General features: G+C 54.1%; 14 protein-coding genes, 1 tRNA gene and 1 pseudogene. 9 read left to right on the forward strand and 7 right to left on the reverse strand.

Translation table 11 applies throughout. The features are described from left to right. Nucleotides 1–162: 162 nt before the first annotated feature. Nucleotides 163–4,194, forward strand: coding sequence for a two-component regulator propeller domain-containing protein (locus M3087_RS05515; RefSeq protein WP_249094260.1), 4,032 nt, complete (start codon nt 163–165; stop codon nt 4,192–4,194). Nucleotides 4,195–4,825: 631 nt separating this feature from the next. Here the strand turns inward: M3087_RS05515 and M3087_RS05520 are convergent. Then, nucleotides 4,826–6,043, reverse strand: a complete 1,218-nt coding sequence (locus M3087_RS05520) for an IS1634 family transposase (RefSeq protein ID WP_249094261.1) — start codon at nt 6,041–6,043, stop codon at nt 4,826–4,828. Nucleotides 6,044–6,310: 267 nt separating this feature from the next. On the opposite strand from M3087_RS05520, the pseudogene M3087_RS05525 reads away from it, so the two are divergent. Beyond that, nucleotides 6,311–6,826, forward strand: a pseudogene (locus M3087_RS05525) (glycoside hydrolase family 43 protein); the annotation flags it as partial. Nucleotides 6,827–6,913: 87 nt separating this feature from the next. Then, the gene (locus M3087_RS05530; protein WP_249094263.1) at nt 6,914–8,455 is read left to right on the forward strand and encodes an alpha-N-arabinofuranosidase; all 1,542 of its coding nucleotides are present in this window, start codon (nt 6,914–6,916) and stop codon (nt 8,453–8,455) included. Between the two features lie 103 nt (nt 8,456–8,558). Here the strand turns inward: M3087_RS05530 and M3087_RS05535 are convergent, their stop codons facing one another. Genes M3087_RS05535 through M3087_RS05545 form a run of 3 tightly spaced genes read right to left on the reverse strand, consistent with a single transcriptional unit; the run spans nt 8,559 to nt 10,545 of the window. Further along, nucleotides 8,559–9,260, reverse strand: coding sequence for a GNA1162 family protein (locus M3087_RS05535; RefSeq protein ID WP_249094265.1), 702 nt, complete (start codon nt 9,258–9,260; stop codon nt 8,559–8,561). After that, the gene (locus tag M3087_RS05540; RefSeq protein WP_249094267.1) at nt 9,257–9,607 is read right to left on the reverse strand and encodes a DUF4810 domain-containing protein; all 351 of its coding nucleotides are present in this window, start codon (nt 9,605–9,607) and stop codon (nt 9,257–9,259) included. The genes M3087_RS05535 and M3087_RS05540 overlap by 4 nt, the downstream gene beginning before the upstream one ends. Next, nucleotides 9,604–10,545: a CsgG/HfaB family protein gene (locus M3087_RS05545; protein ID WP_249094268.1), complete on the reverse strand. Its 942-nt coding sequence runs from the start codon at nt 10,543–10,545 to the stop codon at nt 9,604–9,606. Before M3087_RS05545 ends, M3087_RS05540 begins: the two co-directional genes overlap by 4 nt. A 1,050-nt stretch (nt 10,546–11,595) precedes the next feature. Between M3087_RS05545 and M3087_RS05550 the strand changes: the two genes are divergently transcribed. After that, nucleotides 11,596–12,408 carry a glycosyltransferase family 2 protein gene (locus tag M3087_RS05550; RefSeq protein WP_249094271.1) on the forward strand — a complete coding sequence of 271 codons (813 nt, stop codon included), beginning with the start codon at nt 11,596–11,598 and terminating at the stop codon, nt 12,406–12,408. Between the two features lie 129 nt (nt 12,409–12,537). Here the strand turns inward: M3087_RS05550 and M3087_RS05555 are convergent, their stop codons facing one another. Both M3087_RS05555 and M3087_RS05560 read right to left on the reverse strand, forming a co-directional pair. Beyond that, nucleotides 12,538–15,834 (reverse strand): UvrD-helicase domain-containing protein, encoded by a 3,297-nt coding sequence (locus tag M3087_RS05555; protein WP_249094272.1) that lies wholly within the window; start codon nt 15,832–15,834, stop codon nt 12,538–12,540. 240 nt (nt 15,835–16,074) lie between these two features. Beyond that, nucleotides 16,075–16,149, reverse strand: a tRNA-Pro gene (locus M3087_RS05560). 250 nt (nt 16,150–16,399) lie between these two features. Here M3087_RS05560 and M3087_RS05565 point away from each other — a divergent pair. From M3087_RS05565 to M3087_RS05585, 5 genes are read left to right on the forward strand one after another with little or no spacing between them, the layout of a single operon-like run. Further along, nucleotides 16,400–17,632, forward strand: coding sequence for a 3-phosphoshikimate 1-carboxyvinyltransferase (locus tag M3087_RS05565; RefSeq protein ID WP_022385607.1), 1,233 nt, complete (start codon nt 16,400–16,402; stop codon nt 17,630–17,632). Next, nucleotides 17,629–18,060: a hypothetical protein gene (locus tag M3087_RS05570; RefSeq protein WP_022385608.1), complete on the forward strand. Its 432-nt coding sequence runs from the start codon at nt 17,629–17,631 to the stop codon at nt 18,058–18,060. The genes M3087_RS05565 and M3087_RS05570 overlap by 4 nt, the downstream gene beginning before the upstream one ends. A 12-nt stretch (nt 18,061–18,072) precedes the next feature. After that, on the forward strand, nt 18,073–18,891 hold the full coding sequence (locus M3087_RS05575; protein WP_022385609.1) for a metal ABC transporter permease: 819 nt from the start codon (nt 18,073–18,075) through the stop codon (nt 18,889–18,891). 16 nt (nt 18,892–18,907) lie between these two features. Then, nucleotides 18,908–19,324, forward strand: coding sequence for a tRNA (adenosine(37)-N6)-threonylcarbamoyltransferase complex ATPase subunit type 1 TsaE (tsaE, locus tag M3087_RS05580; protein ID WP_022385610.1), 417 nt, complete (start codon nt 18,908–18,910; stop codon nt 19,322–19,324). 12 nt (nt 19,325–19,336) lie between these two features. Next, a complete protein-coding gene (locus M3087_RS05585; RefSeq protein WP_249094275.1) occupies nt 19,337–19,564 on the forward strand; it encodes an immunity 17 family protein in 228 nt (75 codons plus the stop codon). Nucleotides 19,565–19,863: 299 nt separating this feature from the next. Here the strand turns inward: M3087_RS05585 and M3087_RS05590 are convergent, their stop codons facing one another. Next, on the reverse strand, nt 19,864–21,510 hold the full coding sequence (locus tag M3087_RS05590) for a fumarate hydratase (RefSeq protein WP_022385611.1): 1,647 nt from the start codon (nt 21,508–21,510) through the stop codon (nt 19,864–19,866). Between the last annotated feature and the right edge of the window lie 43 nt (nt 21,511–21,553).

Genomic DNA, 21,553 nt, shown 5'->3' on the forward strand with positions numbered 1-21,553 from the left:
GAAGGAGCCGACAAAGCACGGCGCAACTATTTCGGCAAAAAGGTGTCAGTTATCGGTCAAATGTGCCCACGGTGCAAGAATTGCAGTGCTTACGTGCGAGCAATTTAAGATTTTGGACTACCTTTGCGCACAGTCAATCTTTTGTAACCTAACTGGAACGCTATGCGAATCTCTCACTTCACTGTCACTTTTATCGCACTGTGTCTCTCCTTCCTGACGGGCCCCCTCCGGGGACAAGGTTCCCATCCGTTCAGGCATCTCAACGTGGACAATGGCTTGTCGAGCAACTATGTGGTAGACATCGCCCAGGACTACCAGGGTTTCATCTGGATAGCCACCGAGTCAGGACTGAACAAGTTCGACGGGACGGAGGTGACGGTCTACAACACACAGAACTCCGCCCTGAGCAGCAACGAGCTCAACACCGTATACTGCGACCCCTCCACGCGTACTGTATATATCGGTACCCAGCGCCACGGCCTCTGTGTCTACGACTGTGTCAGCCAACAGTTCACCGCCCGTTACAACTCGCAGAACGGACTCCTGTCGAGCGACGTGACCGACCTCTCACGGGCTGCCGACGGGGGCATCTGGGTCACCCACTACCACCTCGGGGTGGAACACTTCGACCCGAAAAGCCACACGTTTACTCCCTGGCGGATGAGCGACATCGCACACTTCGAAGGGACCTCCTGGTGCAGCCGGGATGACGGCAACGGACACCTCTATGTGGGGCACGACGGACAGGGCATGAGCCTCATCGACCTGAAGCAACGCACCTGCCGGAGCTTCACCCACCAGGACGACCCGCACAGCCTGCCGGGCAACATCGTCCACTGCATCTTCATCGACAGGGATCACCGGGTATGGGTCGGCACCAACAACGGACTCGCCCTCTTCCACCCGGAGCAGGGCACCTTCACCACCTTCCGACACGAGGAAGGCAACCCCCACTCCCTCCTTTCCAACTATGTCTACGACATCGGACAGGCCGACGACGGACGTCTGTGGGTCTGTACACAGATGGGCGGCGTCAGCATCCTCGACCCACAGGCCCTGTCGTCCGGAGACGTCCGCTTCGACAACATCGGAGCAGGACAACGGGACGGCATCTCCTCCGCCAACGCGCGCTGCTTCTTCCAGGATTCGTTCGGCAACATCTGGATTGGCAACTACCGTCAGGGCATCGACTTCCTGAGCTACGAACGTCCCATCTTTCGGACCCTCCTCCCCACGGGCTCCTCCACCGACGCATCCGGCGCCAACCAAGTGTGGAGCCTCGCCGTCGACAACCGCTCGCTGCTGTGGGCAGGCTGTGAGAACCGGCTCGTCGCCTTCGACGGCGAACGGGAAGCCTTCACCCTGGAACTGACGGGACTTGCCAGCCCCAACACCCACGTCAACGCACTCTACAAGGACCGTAAGGGACTGCTCTGGCTGGGACTCTACAACGACGGCGTGCTCACCTGTGACCCGGCGACCCGACGCCTCACCCGCATCGCGTCTCCCAATCCGGCACTCGACGTACGCGATTTCCACGAGGACGCTGACGGGACCATCTGGGTCGCCACCCTCAACGGACTCTACATCTGCCGGAACGGCAGGCTGGAAAGACGCGACGACATCACCCGCCAGCTGCCCGACCGCATGGTCAACCGCATCCTGCGCGACCGCAAAGGCAACCTCTGGGTCGGCACCTTCGGCAAGGGCATCGTCGCCTTCAACCCGGCATACAAGCTCATCTGTGCCCTCGATGAAACAAACGGACTGGGCTCAAACGCCGTCAACGACTGTCTCGTCGACCGGCAGGGAGGTATCTGGATAGCCACACGCAACGGCATCTCCTGCCTGCCCGACCCTTCCCGTCCGAAAGACTGCCGGCTGTACAGCGGCAAGCAGGGACTGGTGAACGTGCATGTGCGTGCCCTCGCCGAAGACCGTGACGGGGAAATCTGGCTCAGCACCAATGGGGGCATCTCCCGTTGGAACCGGAAGGAACAACAGTTCGAGAACTACACGTCCGATGAAGGTGTGCCCAAGGGTGACTTCATGGACGGTGCCGTCTGCACCGACCGCAACGGACAACTCTGCTTCGGCTCGCAACGGGGTGTGTGCAGCTTCTCCCCCACAGACATAGACCGTCCACGTCGGCTCAGCCCCGTGGTCATCACGGAAGTCAGGAGCTTCAGCAGTACCGGCGACATGAAGAACCTGGAGCGCATCCTGCCGCTTGCCGACGGACAGACCATCCGCCTCGCCCACGACGAGAACACGTTCCACATCGCCTTCAACGTGATGGACTACACTCGCAGCCGGCAGGTGGAGTATGCCTACCTCATGGAAGGACTGCACACCGCCTGGTTCGAGAACGGGAACGACCACCGCGTCATGTTCCGCAACCTGCCTCCGGGGACCTATACCTTCCGTGTCAAGGCACGGCTGCGCAACCAGCCGTGGAGCACCGACGAGACATCGGTGTCCATCCGCATCCTGCCCCCGCTGTGGCTCACAGGATATGCGAAGCTGTTCTATCTGGCAGTGGGATGCCTGCTGCTCTACCTGGCACTGCGCTTCTACAAGCACCGGCTGGAACTGGAGAACCGGCTGAAGCTGGAACGTCACCAGCACGAGAACGACCGGAAGCTCAACGATGAGCGCCTCCGCTTCTACACCAACATGACCCACGAGCTGCGTACGCCGCTGACACTCATCCTCGGTCCGCTGGAGGACCTGCTCCAGGACAAGACGCTCTCGCCCGGTCATGCGAACAAGCTCAGCGCCATACGCGACAGTTCCGTCCGCCTGCTCAACCTCATCAACCAGCTGCTGGAGTTCCGCAAGACCGAGACGGAGAACCGCCGCCTCTGCGTGGAGCGTGCCGACCTGGGCAAGCTGGTACAGGAAATCGGGCTGCGCTACAAGGAACTGAACTCCAACGCCCGGGTGGACTTCCGCCTCTCCATCGCTCCGACGGACACCACTCTCTATTTTGACCCCGACGTGATGACCATCATCCTCGACAACCTCCTCTCCAATGCCATCAAGTACACACCGCAGGGGAGCATCAGCCTGAGCATCGCCACTGAGACGACGGACGGCACACGCCACACCGTCATCCGCATCAGCGACACGGGACACGGCATCAGCGCGGAAGCACTGCCGCACATCTTCGAACGCTACTACCAGGAGGACAGTCCCCACCGCGCCTCGGGGACGGGCATCGGACTGGCGCTGGTGAAGTCGCTCGTCAGCCTCCATCAGGGCACCATCGACGCGAAGAGCACACCGGGAGAAGGAAGCACCTTCACCGTCAGCCTGCTCACCGACAACTTCTATCCTGACGCTCTGCACAAGGAGTCACGGACGGACGCCGTACCCCCGGAAGCTGCTTCCGATGAACAGCCGGAAACGACGGACGACAACCGCCCCATCGTGCTCGTGGTGGAAGACAACGCGGACATCTGTGAATACATCCGCAGCTCCCTCGCCGACCGCTACAACGTCGTGACGGCAGCCGACGGACAAGAGGGACTCAACGCGGCGCAACAGCAAATCCCCGACCTCATCGTGAGCGACATCATGATGCCGGTCATGGATGGCGTGACACTCTGCCGGCTCGTGAAGGAGGACGTACAGACGAGCCACATCCCCGTCATCCTGCTCACGGCAAAGGACAGTACCCGTGACAAGGAGGAAGGCTATGCCGCCGGTGCAGACTCGTACCTGAGCAAGCCGTTCAGCGCCGGACTGCTCATCAGCCGCATCGACAACCTGCTCGACAACCGACGCCGACTGGCACGCCTCATCGGCAGCCAACAAACGGAAGAACCCGGACAGGAAGAGACGGATGCCCTACGGAAACTCAGCAAGCTCGACCGCAACTTCCTGGAAAAGGTGAACCGGGTCATCGAGGAGAACATGAGCCTGGAACGCATGGACATCGCGTTTATTGCCGACAAGATGTGCATGAGCCACTCCACCCTCTACCGCAAGGTGAAGGCGCTGATGAACATCTCCGTCAACGAGCTGGTGCGCGATGCCAAGATGAGGCATGCCGCTACCCTCCTGGAGTCCGGGGAATACACCGTGACCGAGGTGTCCGACATGACAGGCTTCAGCAGTGTCCCCTACTTCCGCCAACGGTTCAAGGAGAAGTATGGCATGAGTCCGAGTGAGTTTATGAAGAAGAAGTGAAAAAAAAGAGAAGAGCCTGTCGTATCATTTGTGTTTGTTCGGTCAAACACAAGTCTTCGACCGGACAAACACAAGAGTCTGACCTGACAAACATAGTAGTTTGATGGACCAAAGTATTATACTTAGGCAGCCTAAGTATGATACTTTGGTGGTCTAAGTATAATACTTAGGTATGTCAAACTAATTAGTTTGTCAGGTCAAACTCTTGTGTTGTGTGAGTCAAACTCACGTGTTCCATCCGTGGGGCAACAGTGTTTGCCGGGAGAAAGTCCGGACAACAAAAGAAAAACAGGGGATGCAGAACCCGAACACGGTGCCACATCCCCTGCATAAGAGAGCTTAATCAGATTATCTCCTGACTTCGTCAACGTGTCACCCAAAACTCATCAGAGAATAATTGCGCGATAGGTTGATGGCGTTTCATCAGCATAGTTCGATTGATAACCTGTTTGTTCTTGGGCAGTGTCAGCTGTATTGTTACAATCGTCTGTGCAAGTGCTAAAACCTTGTCGACACTCATATTGACATTGGATAGTTTCAGCAGCCGCTCTAGTTCCTTATAAACTTTCAACGCCACAAAACAGATGCATACGTGTGCCTTTATCCTGCGGTGGGTGAAGTGGAACATAGGTCATATCTCTATCTTCGATTTTGAGATGCGGAAAGCCCTTTCGACATGCCATAGGTTATGATATGCGGCATATACTTCACCGGTCGGGATATTTGTATTGGTAAGATATCCTTTCAGCCCGTCCCATTTCGCGTCAGCCTCAAGTTTGTCATAATTGATGGTCACCTTAATGTCGCCCTCCATCTTCAGGAACTTGTTATAACCTCGCTTGTTTATGTTGTCTTTCGTCAGGGTGCCACGTTGGTATGCCTTTTCCAGACGTTGTATCCCCTTTTCCCTGTTGTGGGCATCCTTGCGGGCACGGTCGTCTGTATATCCCACAAGCAGACGTCTGCTGCCTCCCTTGTCGTATTCCACCATCTGCTTGTCAACTTTGGGCTGACTGAGTATCCATTCCTGTATCCTTTTGCTTTCGTTCTTGATTTTCGCACCGATAATATATTTGTAACCATTTGCTTCCAAGTCTGCTATATTGTCGCTGTTCATCAGTCCTGAGTCGGCCACGACAATAAAGTCCTCCAATTTATATTTCCGTACAAATTCCGTTACCACCGGCAGCATCGTGTGACCTTCATACTTGTTCCCCTCATGTATGCAATAGGCCAGCGGATAGCCTCCGATGCTGACAAGCAGTCCGAGGATGATCTGTGGATCCCTGTGTCGTCCTTCTTTGGAAAATCCTGTCTTTCGCAGTTCATCCTCATAATCCGCCTCAAAATAAAGGGTGGTCACATTATAGAACAAAGCGCCGATGCGGCCGTTCAACACCTGTCTTGTATGCAGTACGCTTATGTCCTGAACGGTCTCATGCTGACTGTCGCTGAGCTTGTCCAGATAACGGTATATCTTCGACAGGCTGACATCCTCATCGAAATGTTTTTTCAGGTACTCGGCAGTAGCCGCCTTGCTTGCCGGATAGGCCAACCGCGCCTTTACCAGCTGTCGGAATACCGGATCCTCAATCCGGTTGAAGCCCACACTGTCAAACACACGGTTAAGTATCAGGTCTGCTCCGTTAATCGAGATGTTGGTAATACATGAAAGCATTTGCTCGGCATTCAGAAGTTCCGCTTCACACCCCTTACGCTCCTCGCCGAAAAGATCTAGACGGGGATGCCGACGTTCTTGCTCCCTCTCAATCCACTCACGGGCTTTAGATATGAGTGAGTCAAGATCTTCGGGTTCCTTGGCTATGCCGATTGTGGCAAGTTCATTCATTTTGCCATTAATCTTCTCTGTGACAATTATGCCAACATTGCCTGAGGGATATTTTTTTCTTCGTATAAACATATTTTTGAACCGTGTCACCCTAAAATAGGTGACACGAAATTACAAAATTCTATTTATCAACGCTTTGCGAAATTAGGCTTTTTTGAGTGACGAAGTCAGGAGCTTCCTGACGCCTTCCAGGGCTACACCAACGGGCAGTTCCTCGCTGCCTCGCGCGACTGCATGACCGACAATGCGCTTTCCTTCTGGAACGTGCATTATTACCACAGTGTGCTCAGCGACGGCTGGGTGGGCATCTCCCACTGTGCCATCTTCACCGACGGCGACGACCACTGGTTCTATGCCTCGCAAGGCAGACTGCCGAAGGAGGTAAACAACGCCAACATGCTGGGACACATACGCAGCATCCGCTGGACGGCCGACAGCTGGCCTCTCGTCATGCCTGAACGCTACGGTGCCGTGCCGCAAGCTCCCATTACGGAGGCAGAGATTGCCGGAACGTGGGAACACATTGACCTCTCTTACAAGTACGGCGTACAGAAGGAGTCACAGCTCATGGAGTTCAGAGCCGACCATACCATCGGCTCAGGTCCGTGGCAGGGGGCAAAATGGAGCTTCGATGCCTCCCGACAGGTCATCCAGGTGGACAACGGCACCGACCTCTACCTCTGCCGGGAGACCGACTGGGAGGCAAAGCCGCGTACACACACCCTGATCTACGCAGCCTACTCCAACACCGGCAAGACCTACTGGGGCAAGAAAAGCAAGTAAACATCCACATACAGCCGGCAGATGTACGCCGTTTAGCCTTTTTTGGCGTACATTTGTAGCTGTATGTTACAATAAACCACACTACCTATGAAAAGACTACTACTTGGAACACTGATGCTGGGAGCCACCCTGTCGCTGTCGGCACAGAAGGAAGCGACCCTCACCGTGCAGGCTGACAAGGGCACGGACATCATCCCCAAAGAGATTTACGGACAGTTCGCCGAACATCTCGGCAGCTGCATCTACGGAGGTATCTGGGTCGGCGAGAACTCGGACATCCCCAACATCAAAGGCTACCGCACCGACGTGTTCAATGCACTGAAGGCGTTGCAGGTGCCCGTCATGCGCTGGCCCGGAGGATGCTTCGCCGACGAATATCACTGGATGGACGGCATCGGACCCAAAGACCAACGCCCCAAGATGGTGAACAACAACTGGGGTGGCACCGTGGAAGACAACTCCTTCGGTACGCATGAGTTCCTCAACCTCTGCGAGATGCTCGGCTGCGAGCCTTACGTCAGCGGAAACGTCGGCAGCGGAACCGTCGAGGAACTTGCCAAATGGGTGGAATACATGACCAGCGAAGGAGACTCGCCGATGGCGAACCTGCGCCGCAAGAACGGACGCGACAAAGCGTGGAAGGTGAAGTACCTCGGTGTGGGAAACGAAAGCTGGGGATGCGGCGGCTCGATGTATCCCGAATACTACTCCGACCTCTACCGCCGCTATGCGACGTACTGCCGCAACTACGACGGGAACCAGCTCTTCAAGGTCGCCAGCGGAGCCAGTGACTATGACTACAAGTGGACGCGTGTCCTCATGGAGCGTGCCGGCTCGATGATGAACGGCATCTCCCTGCACTACTACACCGTCACCGGATGGGTGGGCAGCAAAGGCTCTGCCACACAGTTCACCCCCGACGACTACTACTGGACGATGGGCAAATGCCGCGAGATTGAGGACGTGCTGAAGAAGCACATCGCCATCATGGACGAGCTGGACCCGAAGAACAACGTCGCCCTCCTGCTCGACGAGTGGGGCACCTGGTGGGACGTGGAGCCAAACACCATCCCGGGACACCTGTTCCAGCAGAACACCCTGCGCGACGCCTTCGTGGCTTCGCTCTCGCTGGACATCTTCCACAAATATACCCGACGACTGAAGATGTGCAACATCGCCCAGGTGGTCAACGTCCTCCAGTCGATGATTCTCACCGACGGACCGCGCATGGTGCTCACCCCGACCTACCATGTCTTCCGGATGTACAAGGTACACCAGGACGCCACCTACCTCCCCGTTGACATCCAGTGCGACACCATGCAGGTGCGCGACAACCGCACGCTGCCGCTCGTCAGTGCCACCGCCTCGAAAGACAAGAACGGGAAAATCCATCTCTCCATCTCCAACATCGACACCGAGAATGCCCGCGAACTGACCATCCGCCTCAACGGTGCACAGGCGAAAGGTGTGACCGGCGAAATACTCACCGCTGCACACATCAACGACTACAACTCGTTCGACAAGCCCGAAACGGTCGTTCCCCGGCCCTTCAAGGATGCCCGGCTCCGCAAGGGTGTCCTGACGCTTACCATGCCTGCCAAGAGCATCGTGACACTGGAGCTGCAATAAGACACCGACGCACGACAGCTTCCTGCCTCTGTGAACAGACGCGGGTAACACGGCCCTCCACCGAAGGCTGTGTTACCCGCGTCAGTCTTTCTGTCGACGGACACTACTTCACCGTCGCCTCAAAATAGCTTTTTCCCGCCTTCACCTCGCGGTCGGTGCCGTATGCCGGGGAATACTTGCCCAGCGGCATGTCGCTCAGGACGGCGTCCGTGCAACGTCTGCCTGCCACGACCTGGTCGGTCAGCGACGTGGTGAGCATCGTTGCCGCCATGCCCAACAGGACTTCGAGCGGACTGTCGTCCTCATCGGCTGACAGTTCCGTGTCAACCGTCAGGTTGCCTTCCCGTCGGTAGAGCACCTCGCCGCTCGTGGTGGAACGCAGGATGAACTCTACACGTGCCGTCAGCTTGCCACCCAGGTTGTCGCGCTCCCACGCCTTGATGACGGTGAACATCGCTGCGTCCGCCCCGATGATTTCGCGGAAGCGCTTCAGGCTGCCCTCCAGGAACAGCTCGCTGTCATAGGCGCTCTCAGAACGGAACAGCTCCATCGTCAGGTAAGGGGAAAAGACGTAGTACCCCTTCTCGCACAACGGACGGTAGAGCGTGGTGTAAAAATACTCCTTCGCCTCCACGGCATTCGTCCGGTTGACGGGCGGCATGATGACGATGGAACCGGGTGCCTCCGCGTACAGCTTCGGGTATTGCTGTCCGCGGGTGACGACCGTCTCCGCTACGGTACCGCAGGAGGTGACCGCCGCCAGGACGAATCCTGCACTCAGCAGGATGGACAGATGTAGTCTCATTTCTTCTCCAACTGTTTGATGATACGTGACAGGTAAGTCTCCGACTCGGGATAAAGACGGATTTCTTCTTTCAGGTAGGGGATGCCCTCCTCGGGATAGCCCATCCGGTAAAGCAGGAACCCATACTCGGCATACATGCCGGGAGGCACCGTCCGACGGACACCGTGCTGACGGTCGATGATGCGACGGTACTCCTGCAACAGCTTGTCGCGGAGTTCGGGCGTTGCCTTCTTGCTGTAACGGTAGGTCACCCCCTCGTAGTCATACCACGAGTAGAGCGAGGTCTCCGTGGTGGAGCATCCGCACAGCAGGATGATGCCCGACACAAGAGCGAGCAACGTTCTCATGGCTGCACTTCCTCGATGTAATAGTCCGACAGATGCGCCGGGTCAATGGGCGTCCCGGCATGGACTTCTACGGACGAATATTCCGTCTCGGGCGTGTCGCCAGCCGTAGCAGTGACCGTCACAGTGCCCACCTGCTTGCCGGGCAGTTCGATGAGCATACCCGTCTGCGGGTTCTTCACCTGCTTGCCCTTCAGCTTGACGGCAAAGGTGTCGCCGACAGCGATGCCCTGGCTCGCCCCTCCACCAATGAGGACAGCGTCCGTGTCATAGCTTAGGAAGTACGTGCGCCACGGCTTGTCGGTACACTTGTTGATGATGTTCTCCACCAGCTGACCGATGGCTTCGGAGATGGCCTTGTCGCTCAACGTGGCGTCATAGTCTGCCCGTCCGCCCACACCGAGGGTCGTCTTGGTAGTCAGTTCCGCCTCCCCCTTTGCCTCGTCGGAGTAGACAATCAGTCCCGTCGACACTTCCACCAGACGGATGGCGACGGCTGCCTCCACCCGCTGTGTCTTGCTGCGCGTGAAGACGCCTGCCTTGCCGACGTTCTTCCGTCCGAACTCCGTGATGGAACCGATGATGAGGTAATCCGCCCCGATGGTCGACAGCTCGGCACCTCCCTTTTCCGCCTCCGCCATCAGGACATCGAGGTCGTTGCGTTCCAGCAGGATGAACTTACCTGACGCGGCAAGCTTGGCAGACAGGATGTCGAGTGCCTGCTTGCCCATGGGGTCGTTCTCCTTGTCATAGAAGATGCCTTTCCCGTACTGCGTCTCATTGGAAAAACGCCCGATGGCCACTTTCCTCTTGATGGTCTTTCCCTCGGTCCTGACCGCAGCGCCATCCGCTCCAGTCACCTCTACCTCTTGTTGGGCATACGCGGTGCAGCACAACAGTGCCAACACAGCCACCCACATCCGTCGAATGTTTCTTTTCATACGCACATTTCGTTGGTTTGATTCTTGGTTGATTCAGCTCTCTATGGTCCCACAAAGTTATAAATTTTTCAATGCGGACCTGTTTTTTCTTTCATGGATTTCTAACGGACGCCAGGCAGACACCGGAAGACCACCCGGGGAAACCTGCTCCCGCACGTACTACCTTTATCAAAAAGACAGCACTTATACCCTTTTCACTTGACAAATTCAGCAAAAACACTCCTTCCAGCTAACGAATACTTTTGAATTTCCGCATAATCTAGCGAGCGAGTGCAAACAAACGCTAACAAAACAGTCCTAAACAGCCCTTCATTTTGGAAAACTATACATTTCATTTCCGAAAAACAGACAAAACGTGCCCGGAACAATATTGTTTCGCGAGCCAAACAATATAGTTTGACGCCTCAAACAATATAGTTTCACCTCCCAAACACAATTGTTTCGTGCCCGGAAGTCAAATCTTTGGAAAATGGAAGTCAAAACTTTGGAGTTTCGCTCTCCAGAAGGTGAGCAGCGTCAACAAATCGGAAGGTAATAAAAGGAGTAATCAAATCCGGTTATGAACAGACAAAGGATACAATGCGGAGATTTTATCTGACACAACGGAATAAAGACAAGCCATCCGGCGACAAGTTGCATTTTGCGAATCGTCTGAGAATGCCAGGAAATCCATCAAAACCGTATTTGGATGCAAGGAAGAGCCGTATAGAGGGCTTCGTTTGACATTTTGTCACTTTCAGAACAACAGTAGAGAAACCGGATGTTCGCACCGGAGTTTTCCGTCAGGCTTCTCCACCGGATGCAGAAACGCCCGCTTGAGGGGATGTCAGAGAAAAGCGCACCCGACAGGAGATATTTTTGTTTTCACACTTGTATATGCCCGATAAAATTTGTTATTTAGTCCTGTATATCGCCCGGATAGCTCGGACATTCCACTTTCAGAGCTTCAGTTTGTCAAGAATCATGGAAAGATGAAGGAGACCCGTATCCGTCCCGCGCCTGCCGACTTCATACACTTGAACCGATTTAATAACCGAACCTTAACTGACAATGGAGAAAAAAGACTTGGGAAGAATTTCCGTCATCGTTTCCACCTACAATCGCTGTGATGCGCTGCTAGTATGCCTGCAGAGCCTGTTCCGCCAAACCGTATTACCCGACGAGGTCCTCGTGGGCGATGACGGCTCGACGGAGGAGACCGCACAGCTGATTCAGGCACTGCAACAGAAAGCTCCCTTCCCGCTGATTCATGTCTGGCATGAAGACAAGGGCTTCCGGCTGGCGATGATGCGCAACAAGTGTGTGGCACGCAGCACGGGCAACTACATCATCGAACTGGACGGGGATGTTTTCCTGCATCCGGAGTTTATCGCCGACCACCTCCGCGAAGCGGCTCACGGGGTCTACGTGAAAGGCGGAAGGGTGAACCTGGGCAAGGAGCTGACGGAACGCATCTGCCGTTCCGGGGTAGTACCGTCCATCCACTATTGGACGCGCGGCATCGAGAGCAAGGCCGAAAATGCCATCCACTGCCCTCTCCTGGCTCATTTCCTGGCTCCGCGATACCGCAGGAACAGGTCGGCAGCACTGGGCTGCAACATGTCGTTCTTCCGCGAAGATTTCATCCGCATCAACGGCTACGACGAGTTCTACGAGGGCTGGGGCGGAGAGGATATTGACTTGGGCAACCGTCTTCAGAACAGCGGATGCCAGAAACGGTACCTCAAGTTCTCGGGCATAGTCTACCACCTCTGGCACGAGGACAAGTACATGTATAACCGGGAGAAGAATTTCCGCCACATGGAAGAGCTGAACGCCCGGCATGCGATACGCTGTGCACAGGGAGTGGAGCAGTATCTATAAAAAAATGAAATGAAACAAAGAGCTTGGTTCGAGACAGGAAATATTCAGGGAATTACCTATCTTGGGCCTAAAGAGTTTGAACTTACAGAAGATATACCACGACACCAAGTCAAAAAGGAATAGAAAGCACTAATGTACATAGGACTTGATTTCACTTAAAAAAGCATCGCCGTACGCTTCATACTTCCGATCACCTATGCCATAAATGCGAAGGAACTCCTCTCTGTCAGTCGGCTTGTCCGTCGCCAGACGTACAAGCACAGCATCCTGCAAAATCTTCGATGCTGCAATCTCTTCTTTTTGTGCAAGCTGCATACGTAGCTCATACAGAAGTCTAAGGAGTTCCATGTCTGTGATGATTTGACCTTCCGCATTGGTTAAGACCCGGAATTCAACAGTATCGATCTTGCCTGGCGTATATTCCACCATATTCACTCCGGCAAAAGAACCGGAAGAAACAGTCTTCTTTGCCTTAACCGGAATCATCTCCGGAGGAATCACCTCGTCCATATCCTCCACGGGCTTCTTTTTGAAATAAGAAGGACAATTGACAGAACGGTCTTCAGTGCCGAAATCATGCCGCAGCCAAGCCCTGTAATGCGACAATCCCAACATCCGGCCGCATCCGGACTTATCATCCTTATAGTTCGTACAGCCCAGAATAAAATGCTGTTTGGCTGGTTTCACAACCAAATACCCATCTTCACACCAATCACATTTCTGAATGCCCAGTTCTCCCCCTCTCATGTCATTCGTCATAAAGCCACACAGTTCCTGTTCGTTGGTACAAATCCACAGCTTCAATCCATAGTTCTTGTTCCAACGCAGCTGCATCGGATATCCACAAATCGGGCAACGGTTTCCTACAGGCAACAGGTCATTCACCGCAGACGCCAATTCACCTTTCAAGGTGACATTCGGATAACGCGCCGTATCGCTCAACAGCTCTTTGATGAATTCCGAGGGACGCTGTGAAGGTGTCACAATAAAGACACGATTTTTTGTACGGGTCAGTGCCACATAGAACAGGCGACGCTCTTCCGCATAAGTGTACGAATTGTCATTGACGACTACCAGGCTCAATACCGGATCATCATCCACCTTAGAGGGGAATCCGTAAACATCATCTTTTGCATTGATTATAATAACATTGTCCGCGCTCAATCCTTTAGAGCTATGCGCAGTCAGGAATTGCAGCTTTACCTGTGAACCATAACGTGAGGAATACACACGTCCGGACTTCTCATCATAGTTAAACTCTTTTGAACGACAAAGATGAACGGCATCAAAGCCATAACGTCCGATCAACAGAATAGAAACAACACGTGACTTTCCCTCAACCTTATTATACTCAATCACATCACTGATAGCCTCATTCACGGCTATTCCCAGATTGTAATAACGTCCTCCGTCCTGCTGCCTGGAGTATTTCTCACTGTATGTACGGATGACTACCGGATTCGTAATACGTTTCGGAGAAATCAATGCTTTCTTTATCTGATTCTCATTCCGCTGGATAAAGGCACCTGCAATGTCTATCACTTCTTGCGCATTTCGATACGTGCGTGTAATCTTCAATTCCTGTCCATAACCCACTTCCTGGCAGAACCGAGTAAATAACGGCAAAATAGAACCGCTAAAGGCATAGATAGACTGCCAGTCATCTCCCACTGCCACAATCTTGGCACTACACAAAGCTGACAGCTCACGTATCAGGTTGTAACGTTGTCTGGAGATATCCTGATACTCATCAACGATGATATATTTGAAGTCCAAATGTTCCTGATTCACCTGTTTCTTACGAATCAGTTCAGCCGACTCATTGATCATATCTTCAAAATCAATACTACAGCTTTCTTTCAATGCCTTCTGATATTCCAGGAAACAAACGCTACAAATATCCAGGAACAGCCTTGTACGCACATTCTTCACGGAAGATTTGAACGCTTCGAATTTCTCAGCCTTGTAACCTTGCGTCTTGAAATTACTGATAAAATGGCAAATCAAAAGAGTAAACTTGGTAATATACTTATTTTCTTCCGCGTCTACCATTTTCTTATAGACCTCATTCAACGGACGTTCATTTATGACATACCCCCGTTCCAACAATTGCTCCTCCAGGTGTTCCAGAAAAGAACGTCCATCCCGATAAGCAGAAAATGTATAGATCAAATCGGTCTTATGTTTCCGGTGCAAACGGATTTTGTCATTCACCCGGGCTTTATAACGCTCCAGTTCCGCCGGTGTATAACGGCTGTTCCGTCCATCCTCCGTAATTCCAAAGTGCTCAATATAAGATTCTTTGTCACCCTGTTTTATCCGAAAATCCGGCGTATAAGGCTTGCTGGCATCCAAGACACGATAGCGATAGACCGGTTCATACTCATAGTCAATCTGATGAAGATAGAGCCAGTTAGCGATACGAACCTCTTCAATGGAACGGAGTATTTCATTGTTAAGAGTCTGTACTTTTTCAGTCTTACGGTCCACAATCTGTCTCACATACTCATGCAAGTTACTTTTCAACGTCGAAAAATCGGCCTTGGAAACAAAGCGGAAAAAACGGTTCAAATCATCTCCCTCATAAGGTGCAGTAAAATAAGACCCGAAAAAAAGAATCAGTTTTTTCACCAGATCTTCCCGACTCATCACGGCAGACTTCAGATACTTGTTTATAACAGCATACATGTAGCCTCCATCGACAATACGCTTGCCTTCAGAATCCCCCTTCCGCAAAATGGCATACCCAGCCGAATGGAATGTAGTAATGGGGCAATTGATGTGCAAACAGCCGTTAATCCGTTCACGCAGTTCTCCAACAGCTTTATTGGTGAATGAAATCACCAGGATTTTGGAAGGTTCTATTCCACGTTTGTCTACCAGATATTTTACCTTGGCAGCTACAGTGGTTGTCTTGCCCGCCCCGGCTCCTGCAATCACCAACGTGTGATCTTCCTCAGAAAGAAGCACCCTGCGCTGTTCCTCATCCAGCAAAATTGCAGGATCGCATTCCTTCAGGATAGTATCCAGATAGTCTTTCTCCAATACCAGGTGACGTTTGACATATTCTTCATTGTGTTGTTGCACAAAAGGAGATTCCTTAGTCAAATCATATAGCCCGGCATATGTCTCACGAAAACGGTCTATTTGCGATGAATCAAGTTTACTTTTACGAATAAAATCATCCAGTACATTGGAAGACGACAATGTCTCATAGAACTGATACAAGTGGGCTGCCCCTTCAACCAACTCCTTATAATCGCTCCGAGCTATAAAACGCTCTTCCGTCATCAATGCATCAAAAGTCCGATTGAAAGCCAAGACCTCCTTGTATTCCTGTGGTATATGTTCCGGCACCTCCTCCCTGGCGGTAGAGTTTCTCTTTCCGCCTGTAATCATCCGCCGTAAAACATTCCATATACTCATGCTCGATTATTTATCCGTCTTGATTTTTAAACCTGTTGCAACAAAAGGACTGTATATCTATGATACAATCTACTTTATCGTTGCAAAGCTAATAAAACAGGTATTAAAAACAATATACAACTATACAAATTATTTACCGGAAAATAATAAAACGAATTGACGGACCTCCTCCACAACCTCCCCAGTGCATCGCATAAAAAAAGGAGCTAAGTCAGCGACTTAACTCCTTCATTTTACCAGTCGGGGTGACTGGATTCGAACCAGCGACCACACGCCCCCCAGACGCGTACTCTAACCGGGCTGAGCTACACCCCGAATTGCGGATGCAAAGGTACGCCTTCTTTTTGGTTATGCAAACTTTTCCATGACTTTTTTTTATCGGGAAGGGCATTTTTTCTGACACGGCAACAGAGGAAGACGGTCGGAAAGGCAATGGAAGCAAGTACAAGTGTCACCGGAAAGGGCGATTCCGATGACAGAATGAGGTTTTTCGCCGAAAGCTGACGCAACTAAGGTTTTTATGCGTACTTTTGCAAAGATGTAGTTAGTAAACCACTCATTTAAAATGCAACTAAGAATTACAGCTCCTTCACAAATCGATTGCCGCATCAGCCTGCCTGCCTCGAAAAGTATCTGCAACCGGGCACTTGTCCTCGATGCTTTGGCTGGCGGAAAGGCGGACATCGGCAATCTATCCGACTGCGATGATACACGGGTGATGGTCGACGGACTGCGTTCACGCGGAGATGTGGTCGACATCGGGGCAGCGGGGACAGCCATGCGCTTCCTTACGGCTTTCTTTGCAGTACAACCGGACGAACAGCACCTCCTGACGGGAACTGCCCGCATGCAGCAACGCCCCATCCGCATCCTGGTTGATGCCTTGCGCAGCCTGGGGGCAGACATTGAATATACGCAGACGGAAGGATTTCCACCTTTATTGATACACGGAAGAAGGCTCACGGCATCGGAGGTCTCACTGCCGGGAGACGTCAGCTCACAATACATCTCCGCCCTTCTGATGATTGGCGCCACGCTTCCGGAAGGACTGACGCTCCACCTGACGGGCGACATCATCTCGCGTCCCTACATCGACCTGACACTCCGTCTGATGACCGACTTCGGCGGACAGGTGCGATGGATGCCCGACGGACGCAGCGTCCGTGTGGAAGCACATGCCTACAGCACACGCCCCTACACCGTGGAGAGCGACTGGAGCGCAGCTTCCTACTGGTACGAAATGGCGGCATTGAGCCGGGAGGCACAAGTGGAACTGCCGGGACTGCTGCCCGACAGTCCGCAGGGAGACAGTGCCGTGGCGCAGCTCTTCGGAGCCTTGGGCGTGAAGACGGACTTCAACGGAGCAGGTGCCGTGCTCGGTCGCATGCCCCGCGCGCTGGAAAGGATGGACTATGACTTCACCAACCAACCCGACCTGGCGCAGACATTCGTCGTGACTTGTGCCCTGCTCGGGCTGCCCTTCCGCTTCAGCGGACTGCAAAGCCTGAAAATCAAGGAGACCGACCGCATGGAGGCCCTGCGCATCGAGCTGCGTAAGTTGGGCTATGCCGTCCGGGAGGAAGAAGGCTCCGTCCTCGCCTGGGACGGAGAACGGGTGCAGGCTGACCCCTGCCCCGTCATCGACACGTATGAAGACCACCGCATGGCGATGGCTTTCGCACCGGCAGCCCTCTGCCTGCCGGAGATTCGCATCAACCACCCGCAAGTGGTGTCGAAGTCGTACCCTCATTACTGGGACGACCTGCGCCGTGCGGGATTTCATCTGGAGGAACTATGACACTGATAGCTATTTTTATCGGAGCGCTGCTGGTGCTCGGCATCGCAGCCTATGCTTTGGGAAACCTGAACCGGAAGAAACAGGGCGACACACCGACGGAAGAAGACGCGCCCGCCCCACGCACGGACATGGAATGCTGCGGCCAGCATGCCGTCTGTGAACGCGACAGCCTGCTGGCAGGAGTCAGCCGGAAGATTGAATACTACGACGACGAAGAGTTGGACCGCTTCCGCGGTACTCCCTCCGACGGCTACAACGACGAGGATGCCGACGCCTTCCGCGAGGTGCTCTACACGATGCGGCCGGACGACGTGCCCGGCTGGGTGCGCAGCCTGCAACTGCGAGGAGTCTCCTTGCCCGACGGCGTGAAAGATGAAATCATCCTCATCGTGGACGACCTGCGCGCACATCCCGTCCCCAAATCCTGATTACCCCACACTATGGAACTTCTCGACATCCTGCAATACACGTTCTTCCAGCATGCGTTGCTGGGCAGTCTCTTTGCCAGTATCGCCTGCGGCATCATCGGCACGTACATCGTCACGCGGCGACTGGTGTTCATCAGCGGAGGCATCACGCACGCCTCGTTCGGAGGCATCGGGCTGGGAGTCTACCTGGGCATCTCCCCCATCCTCTCGGCAGCCGTCTTCTCCGTTCTCTCGGCATTCGGCGTGGAGTGGCTGAGCAAGCGGCGCGACATGCGCGAGGATTCCGCTATTGCCGTGTTCTGGACATTCGGCATGGCCATCGGCATCATCTTCAGCTTCCTCGCCCCGGGCTTTGCCCCCGACCTCTCGTCCTATCTCTTCGGGAACATCCTCACCATCACCCGTTCGGACATCTGGGTGCTTGCCGTTCTGTCGGCATTGCTGGGACTCCTCTTCACCCTCTTCCTACGCCCGATTGTCTATACGGCGTTCGACCGTGAGTTTGCCCGTTCGCAAGGACTCCCCGTCACGGTCATTGAATACGGACTGATGATGTTCATCGCCCTCACCATCGTTGCCTGTCTGCGCATGGTGGGCATCGTGCTTGCCATCTCGCTCCTCACCATCCCGCAGATGACTGCCAACCTCTTCACCAACAGCTTCCGCCGCATCATCGGGCTGTCCATCCTCATCGCCTGCCTCAGCTGCCTGGGCGGACTGCTGCTGTCCTACCGCTACAACGTGCCTTCGGGAGCGTCCATCATCTTCTTCTCCATCCTCATCTATGCCGGATGCAAGGCGGGGAAGCTTCTTCTACGGAACCGGAACTAAACAAACGAACAACCATATGGAAATCAAGATTACTTCACTGGAAAACATCCACGATGCCGCCCGCGAGTTCATCGCTGCCATGGGCGACAACACGGTCTTTGCCTTCTACGGCAAAATGGGTGCCGGCAAGACCACCTTCATCAAGGCCATCTGCGAATGCCTGGGAGTGACCGACGTCATCAACTCGCCCACCTTCGCCATCGTCAACGAGTACCGCTCAGCCACCGAAGAGCTGATTTACCACTTCGACTTCTACCGCATCAAGAAGCTCGAGGAGGTGTATGACATGGGGTATGAGGACTACTTCTACAGCGGCGCCCTGTGCTTCATCGAATGGCCGGAGCTGGTGGAAGAGCTGTTACCGTCCGATGCCGTCAAGGTGACGATAGAAGAAGACGAACAGGGCTGCCGTGTGGTACGCTTCGACGCATAATCTGCCATCCACATGGGACCGCAATACTTCGTCCAGTCCCTGTTCGCTCTCGCCGGCATCCTGTCGCTACTGGCTGCCGTACTCGACTGGGACTGGTTCTTCACTGCCCAAAACACACAGTTCATCGTGCGCAGTCTGGGGCGTCGCCGTGCCCGCTGGTTCTACGGCGTGCTGGGCGTCGTGCTGATGGTCATGGCGGTGTTCTTCTTTTTTCAGACGGAACAGGCGTCGGCATCCTGACAAGGTCGTCGCCGCACACACACCTGTGCCCTTCCCGGTCACAGTCCGTCATCAGTCAACGGAAGGCAGGGCATTGACACAGTACGAACGCCACCTTAATGAAGCAAAGTATCATACTTAGACCCCCTAAGTATAATACTTAGGCTGCCAAAGTATAATACTTAGGTCCGTATAAGGCGTACTCTCATCGCGCTCTTCCCGGCATTTGAACCGGTCTGTCCCTAACAATAAACGGCACAAGCCTCCGTCATGCGACGGGATGGCTTGTGCCGTTTACAGTTTATAGGCGTGTCAGCTGATTACTTCTTCACCGAGCAGAGCGGCTGGGGCTTGATTTGCTTGAAGAAATCATTGCCCTTGTCATCCACGAGGATGAAGGCCGGGAAGTTCTCCACTTCAATCTTCCAGATGGCTTCCATGCCGAGTTCGGGATATTCCACACACTCGATGCTCTTGATGTTGTTCTGTGCGAGGATGGCTGCCGGACCACCGATGGAGCCGAGGTAGAAGCCGCCATGCTTCTTGCAGGCATCCGTCACAGCCTGGCTGCGGTTACCCTTGGCGAGCATGATCATGCTGCCGCCGTGGCTCTGGAAGAGGTCCACGTAGGGGTCCATACGTCCGGCTGTCGTCGGTCCCATGGAACCGCACGCCATGCCTTTCGGAGTCTTTGCCGGACCGGCGTAGTAGATGGGATGGTCCTTGATGTATTGCGGCAGGTCTTCGCCACGGTCGAGACGCTCTTTCAGCTTGGCATGGGCGATGTCACGGCCCACGATGATGGTTCCGTTGAGCGAAAGGCGGGTGGCAACCGGATACTTCGTCAGCTCCTTGAGAATCTCTGCCATCGGACGGTTCAGGTCAATCTTCACGGCATCGCCTTCGCCAGCCTGACGGAGTTCTGCCGGAATCAGTTCGCCCGGATTGCTGTCGAGCTTCTCAATCCAGATACCGTCCTTGTTGATTTTGCACTTGATGTTGCGGTCGGCAGAGCAGGAAACGCCCAGACCGACGGGGCAGGAAGCACCGTGGCGCGGCAGACGGATGATGCGGACATCGTGTGCATAGTATTTGCCGCCGAACTGGGCACCCAGCCCGATGCGGTGAGCCTCCTCGAGCACCTGCTTCTCCAGTTCGATGTCACGGAAGGCACGTCCGCCTTCGCTACCGGTCGTCGGCAGGTTGTCATAGTAGTGGGTCGAAGCCAGCTTCACCGTGAGGAGGTTCTTCTCAGCCGACGTTCCTCCGATGACGAACGCGATGTGGTAGGGCGGGCAAGCAGCCGTACCCAACGTCTTCATCTTCTCCACCAGGAAGGGAACGAGCGTGCCGGGATTCAGGATGGCCTTCGTCTCCTGGTACAGGTAGGTCTTGTTGGCAGAGCCACCTCCCTTGGTCACACAAAGGAACTTGTACTCCATGCCTTCGGTGGCCTCGATATCGATTTGTGCAGGGAGATTGCACTTGGTGTTCACCTCCTCGTACATGCTCAACGGAGCGTTCTGTGAGTAGCGGAGGTTCTCTTCCGTGTAAGTCTTATAGACACCGTGGGACAGTGCTTCCTCGTCGCAGTAGCCTGTCCACACCTGCTGTCCTTTCTCGCCGTGGATGATGGCAGTACCGGTATCCTGGCAGAACGGGAGCACCCCTTTGCTGGCTACCTCGGCATTGCGCAGGAAGGTCAGTGCCACATATTTGTCGTTTTCACTGGCTTCAGGGTCACTCAGGATCTTGGCGACCTGCTCGTTGTGTGAGCGGCGCAGCATGAACGAGACATCGCGGAAGGCGGCGTTCGCCATGGCGGTCAGACCTTCTTTCTCGATTTTCAGAATCGGCTTGCCTTCAAACTCGCTCACCGACACATAGTCTTTTGTCAACAGATAATACTCAGTCGTATCCTCTCCGAGCTGGAAAGGAGCTTCATACTTAAACGGAGGTGTTGCCATAATATAAAGTATTACGTTTTATAATTAGATTAGTACGTATGCA

This window comes from Mediterranea sp. ET5 (genome assembly GCF_023337025.1).
Lineage (GTDB): Bacteria > Bacteroidota > Bacteroidia > Bacteroidales > Bacteroidaceae > Phocaeicola_A.

What these genes read in the sequence shown, in the direction of transcription:
- M3087_RS05535 (WP_249094265.1), bottom strand. Translation starts at nt 9,260, where the DNA reads ATGAGACTACATCTGTCCATCCTGCTGAGTGCAGGATTCGTCCTGGCG.
- M3087_RS05555 (WP_249094272.1), bottom strand. Translation starts at nt 15,834, where the DNA reads ATGAGTATATGGAATGTTTTACGGCGGATGATTACAGGCGGAAAGAGA.
- M3087_RS05545 (WP_249094268.1), bottom strand. Translation starts at nt 10,545, where the DNA reads ATGAAAAGAAACATTCGACGGATGTGGGTGGCTGTGTTGGCACTGTTG.
- M3087_RS05540 (WP_249094267.1), bottom strand. Translation starts at nt 9,607, where the DNA reads ATGAGAACGTTGCTCGCTCTTGTGTCGGGCATCATCCTGCTGTGCGGA.
- M3087_RS05570 (WP_022385608.1), top strand. Translation starts at nt 17,629, where the DNA reads ATGACACTGATAGCTATTTTTATCGGAGCGCTGCTGGTGCTCGGCATC.
- M3087_RS05590 (WP_022385611.1), bottom strand. Translation starts at nt 21,510, where the DNA reads ATGGCAACACCTCCGTTTAAGTATGAAGCTCCTTTCCAGCTCGGAGAG.
- M3087_RS05565 (WP_022385607.1), top strand. Translation starts at nt 16,400, where the DNA reads ATGCAACTAAGAATTACAGCTCCTTCACAAATCGATTGCCGCATCAGC.
- tsaE (WP_022385610.1), top strand. Translation starts at nt 18,908, where the DNA reads ATGGAAATCAAGATTACTTCACTGGAAAACATCCACGATGCCGCCCGC.
- M3087_RS05585 (WP_249094275.1), top strand. Translation starts at nt 19,337, where the DNA reads ATGGGACCGCAATACTTCGTCCAGTCCCTGTTCGCTCTCGCCGGCATC.
- M3087_RS05530 (WP_249094263.1), top strand. Translation starts at nt 6,914, where the DNA reads ATGAAAAGACTACTACTTGGAACACTGATGCTGGGAGCCACCCTGTCG.
- M3087_RS05550 (WP_249094271.1), top strand. Translation starts at nt 11,596, where the DNA reads ATGGAGAAAAAAGACTTGGGAAGAATTTCCGTCATCGTTTCCACCTAC.
- M3087_RS05575 (WP_022385609.1), top strand. Translation starts at nt 18,073, where the DNA reads ATGGAACTTCTCGACATCCTGCAATACACGTTCTTCCAGCATGCGTTG.
- M3087_RS05515 (WP_249094260.1), top strand. Translation starts at nt 163, where the DNA reads ATGCGAATCTCTCACTTCACTGTCACTTTTATCGCACTGTGTCTCTCC.
- M3087_RS05520 (WP_249094261.1), bottom strand. Translation starts at nt 6,043, where the DNA reads ATGAATGAACTTGCCACAATCGGCATAGCCAAGGAACCCGAAGATCTT.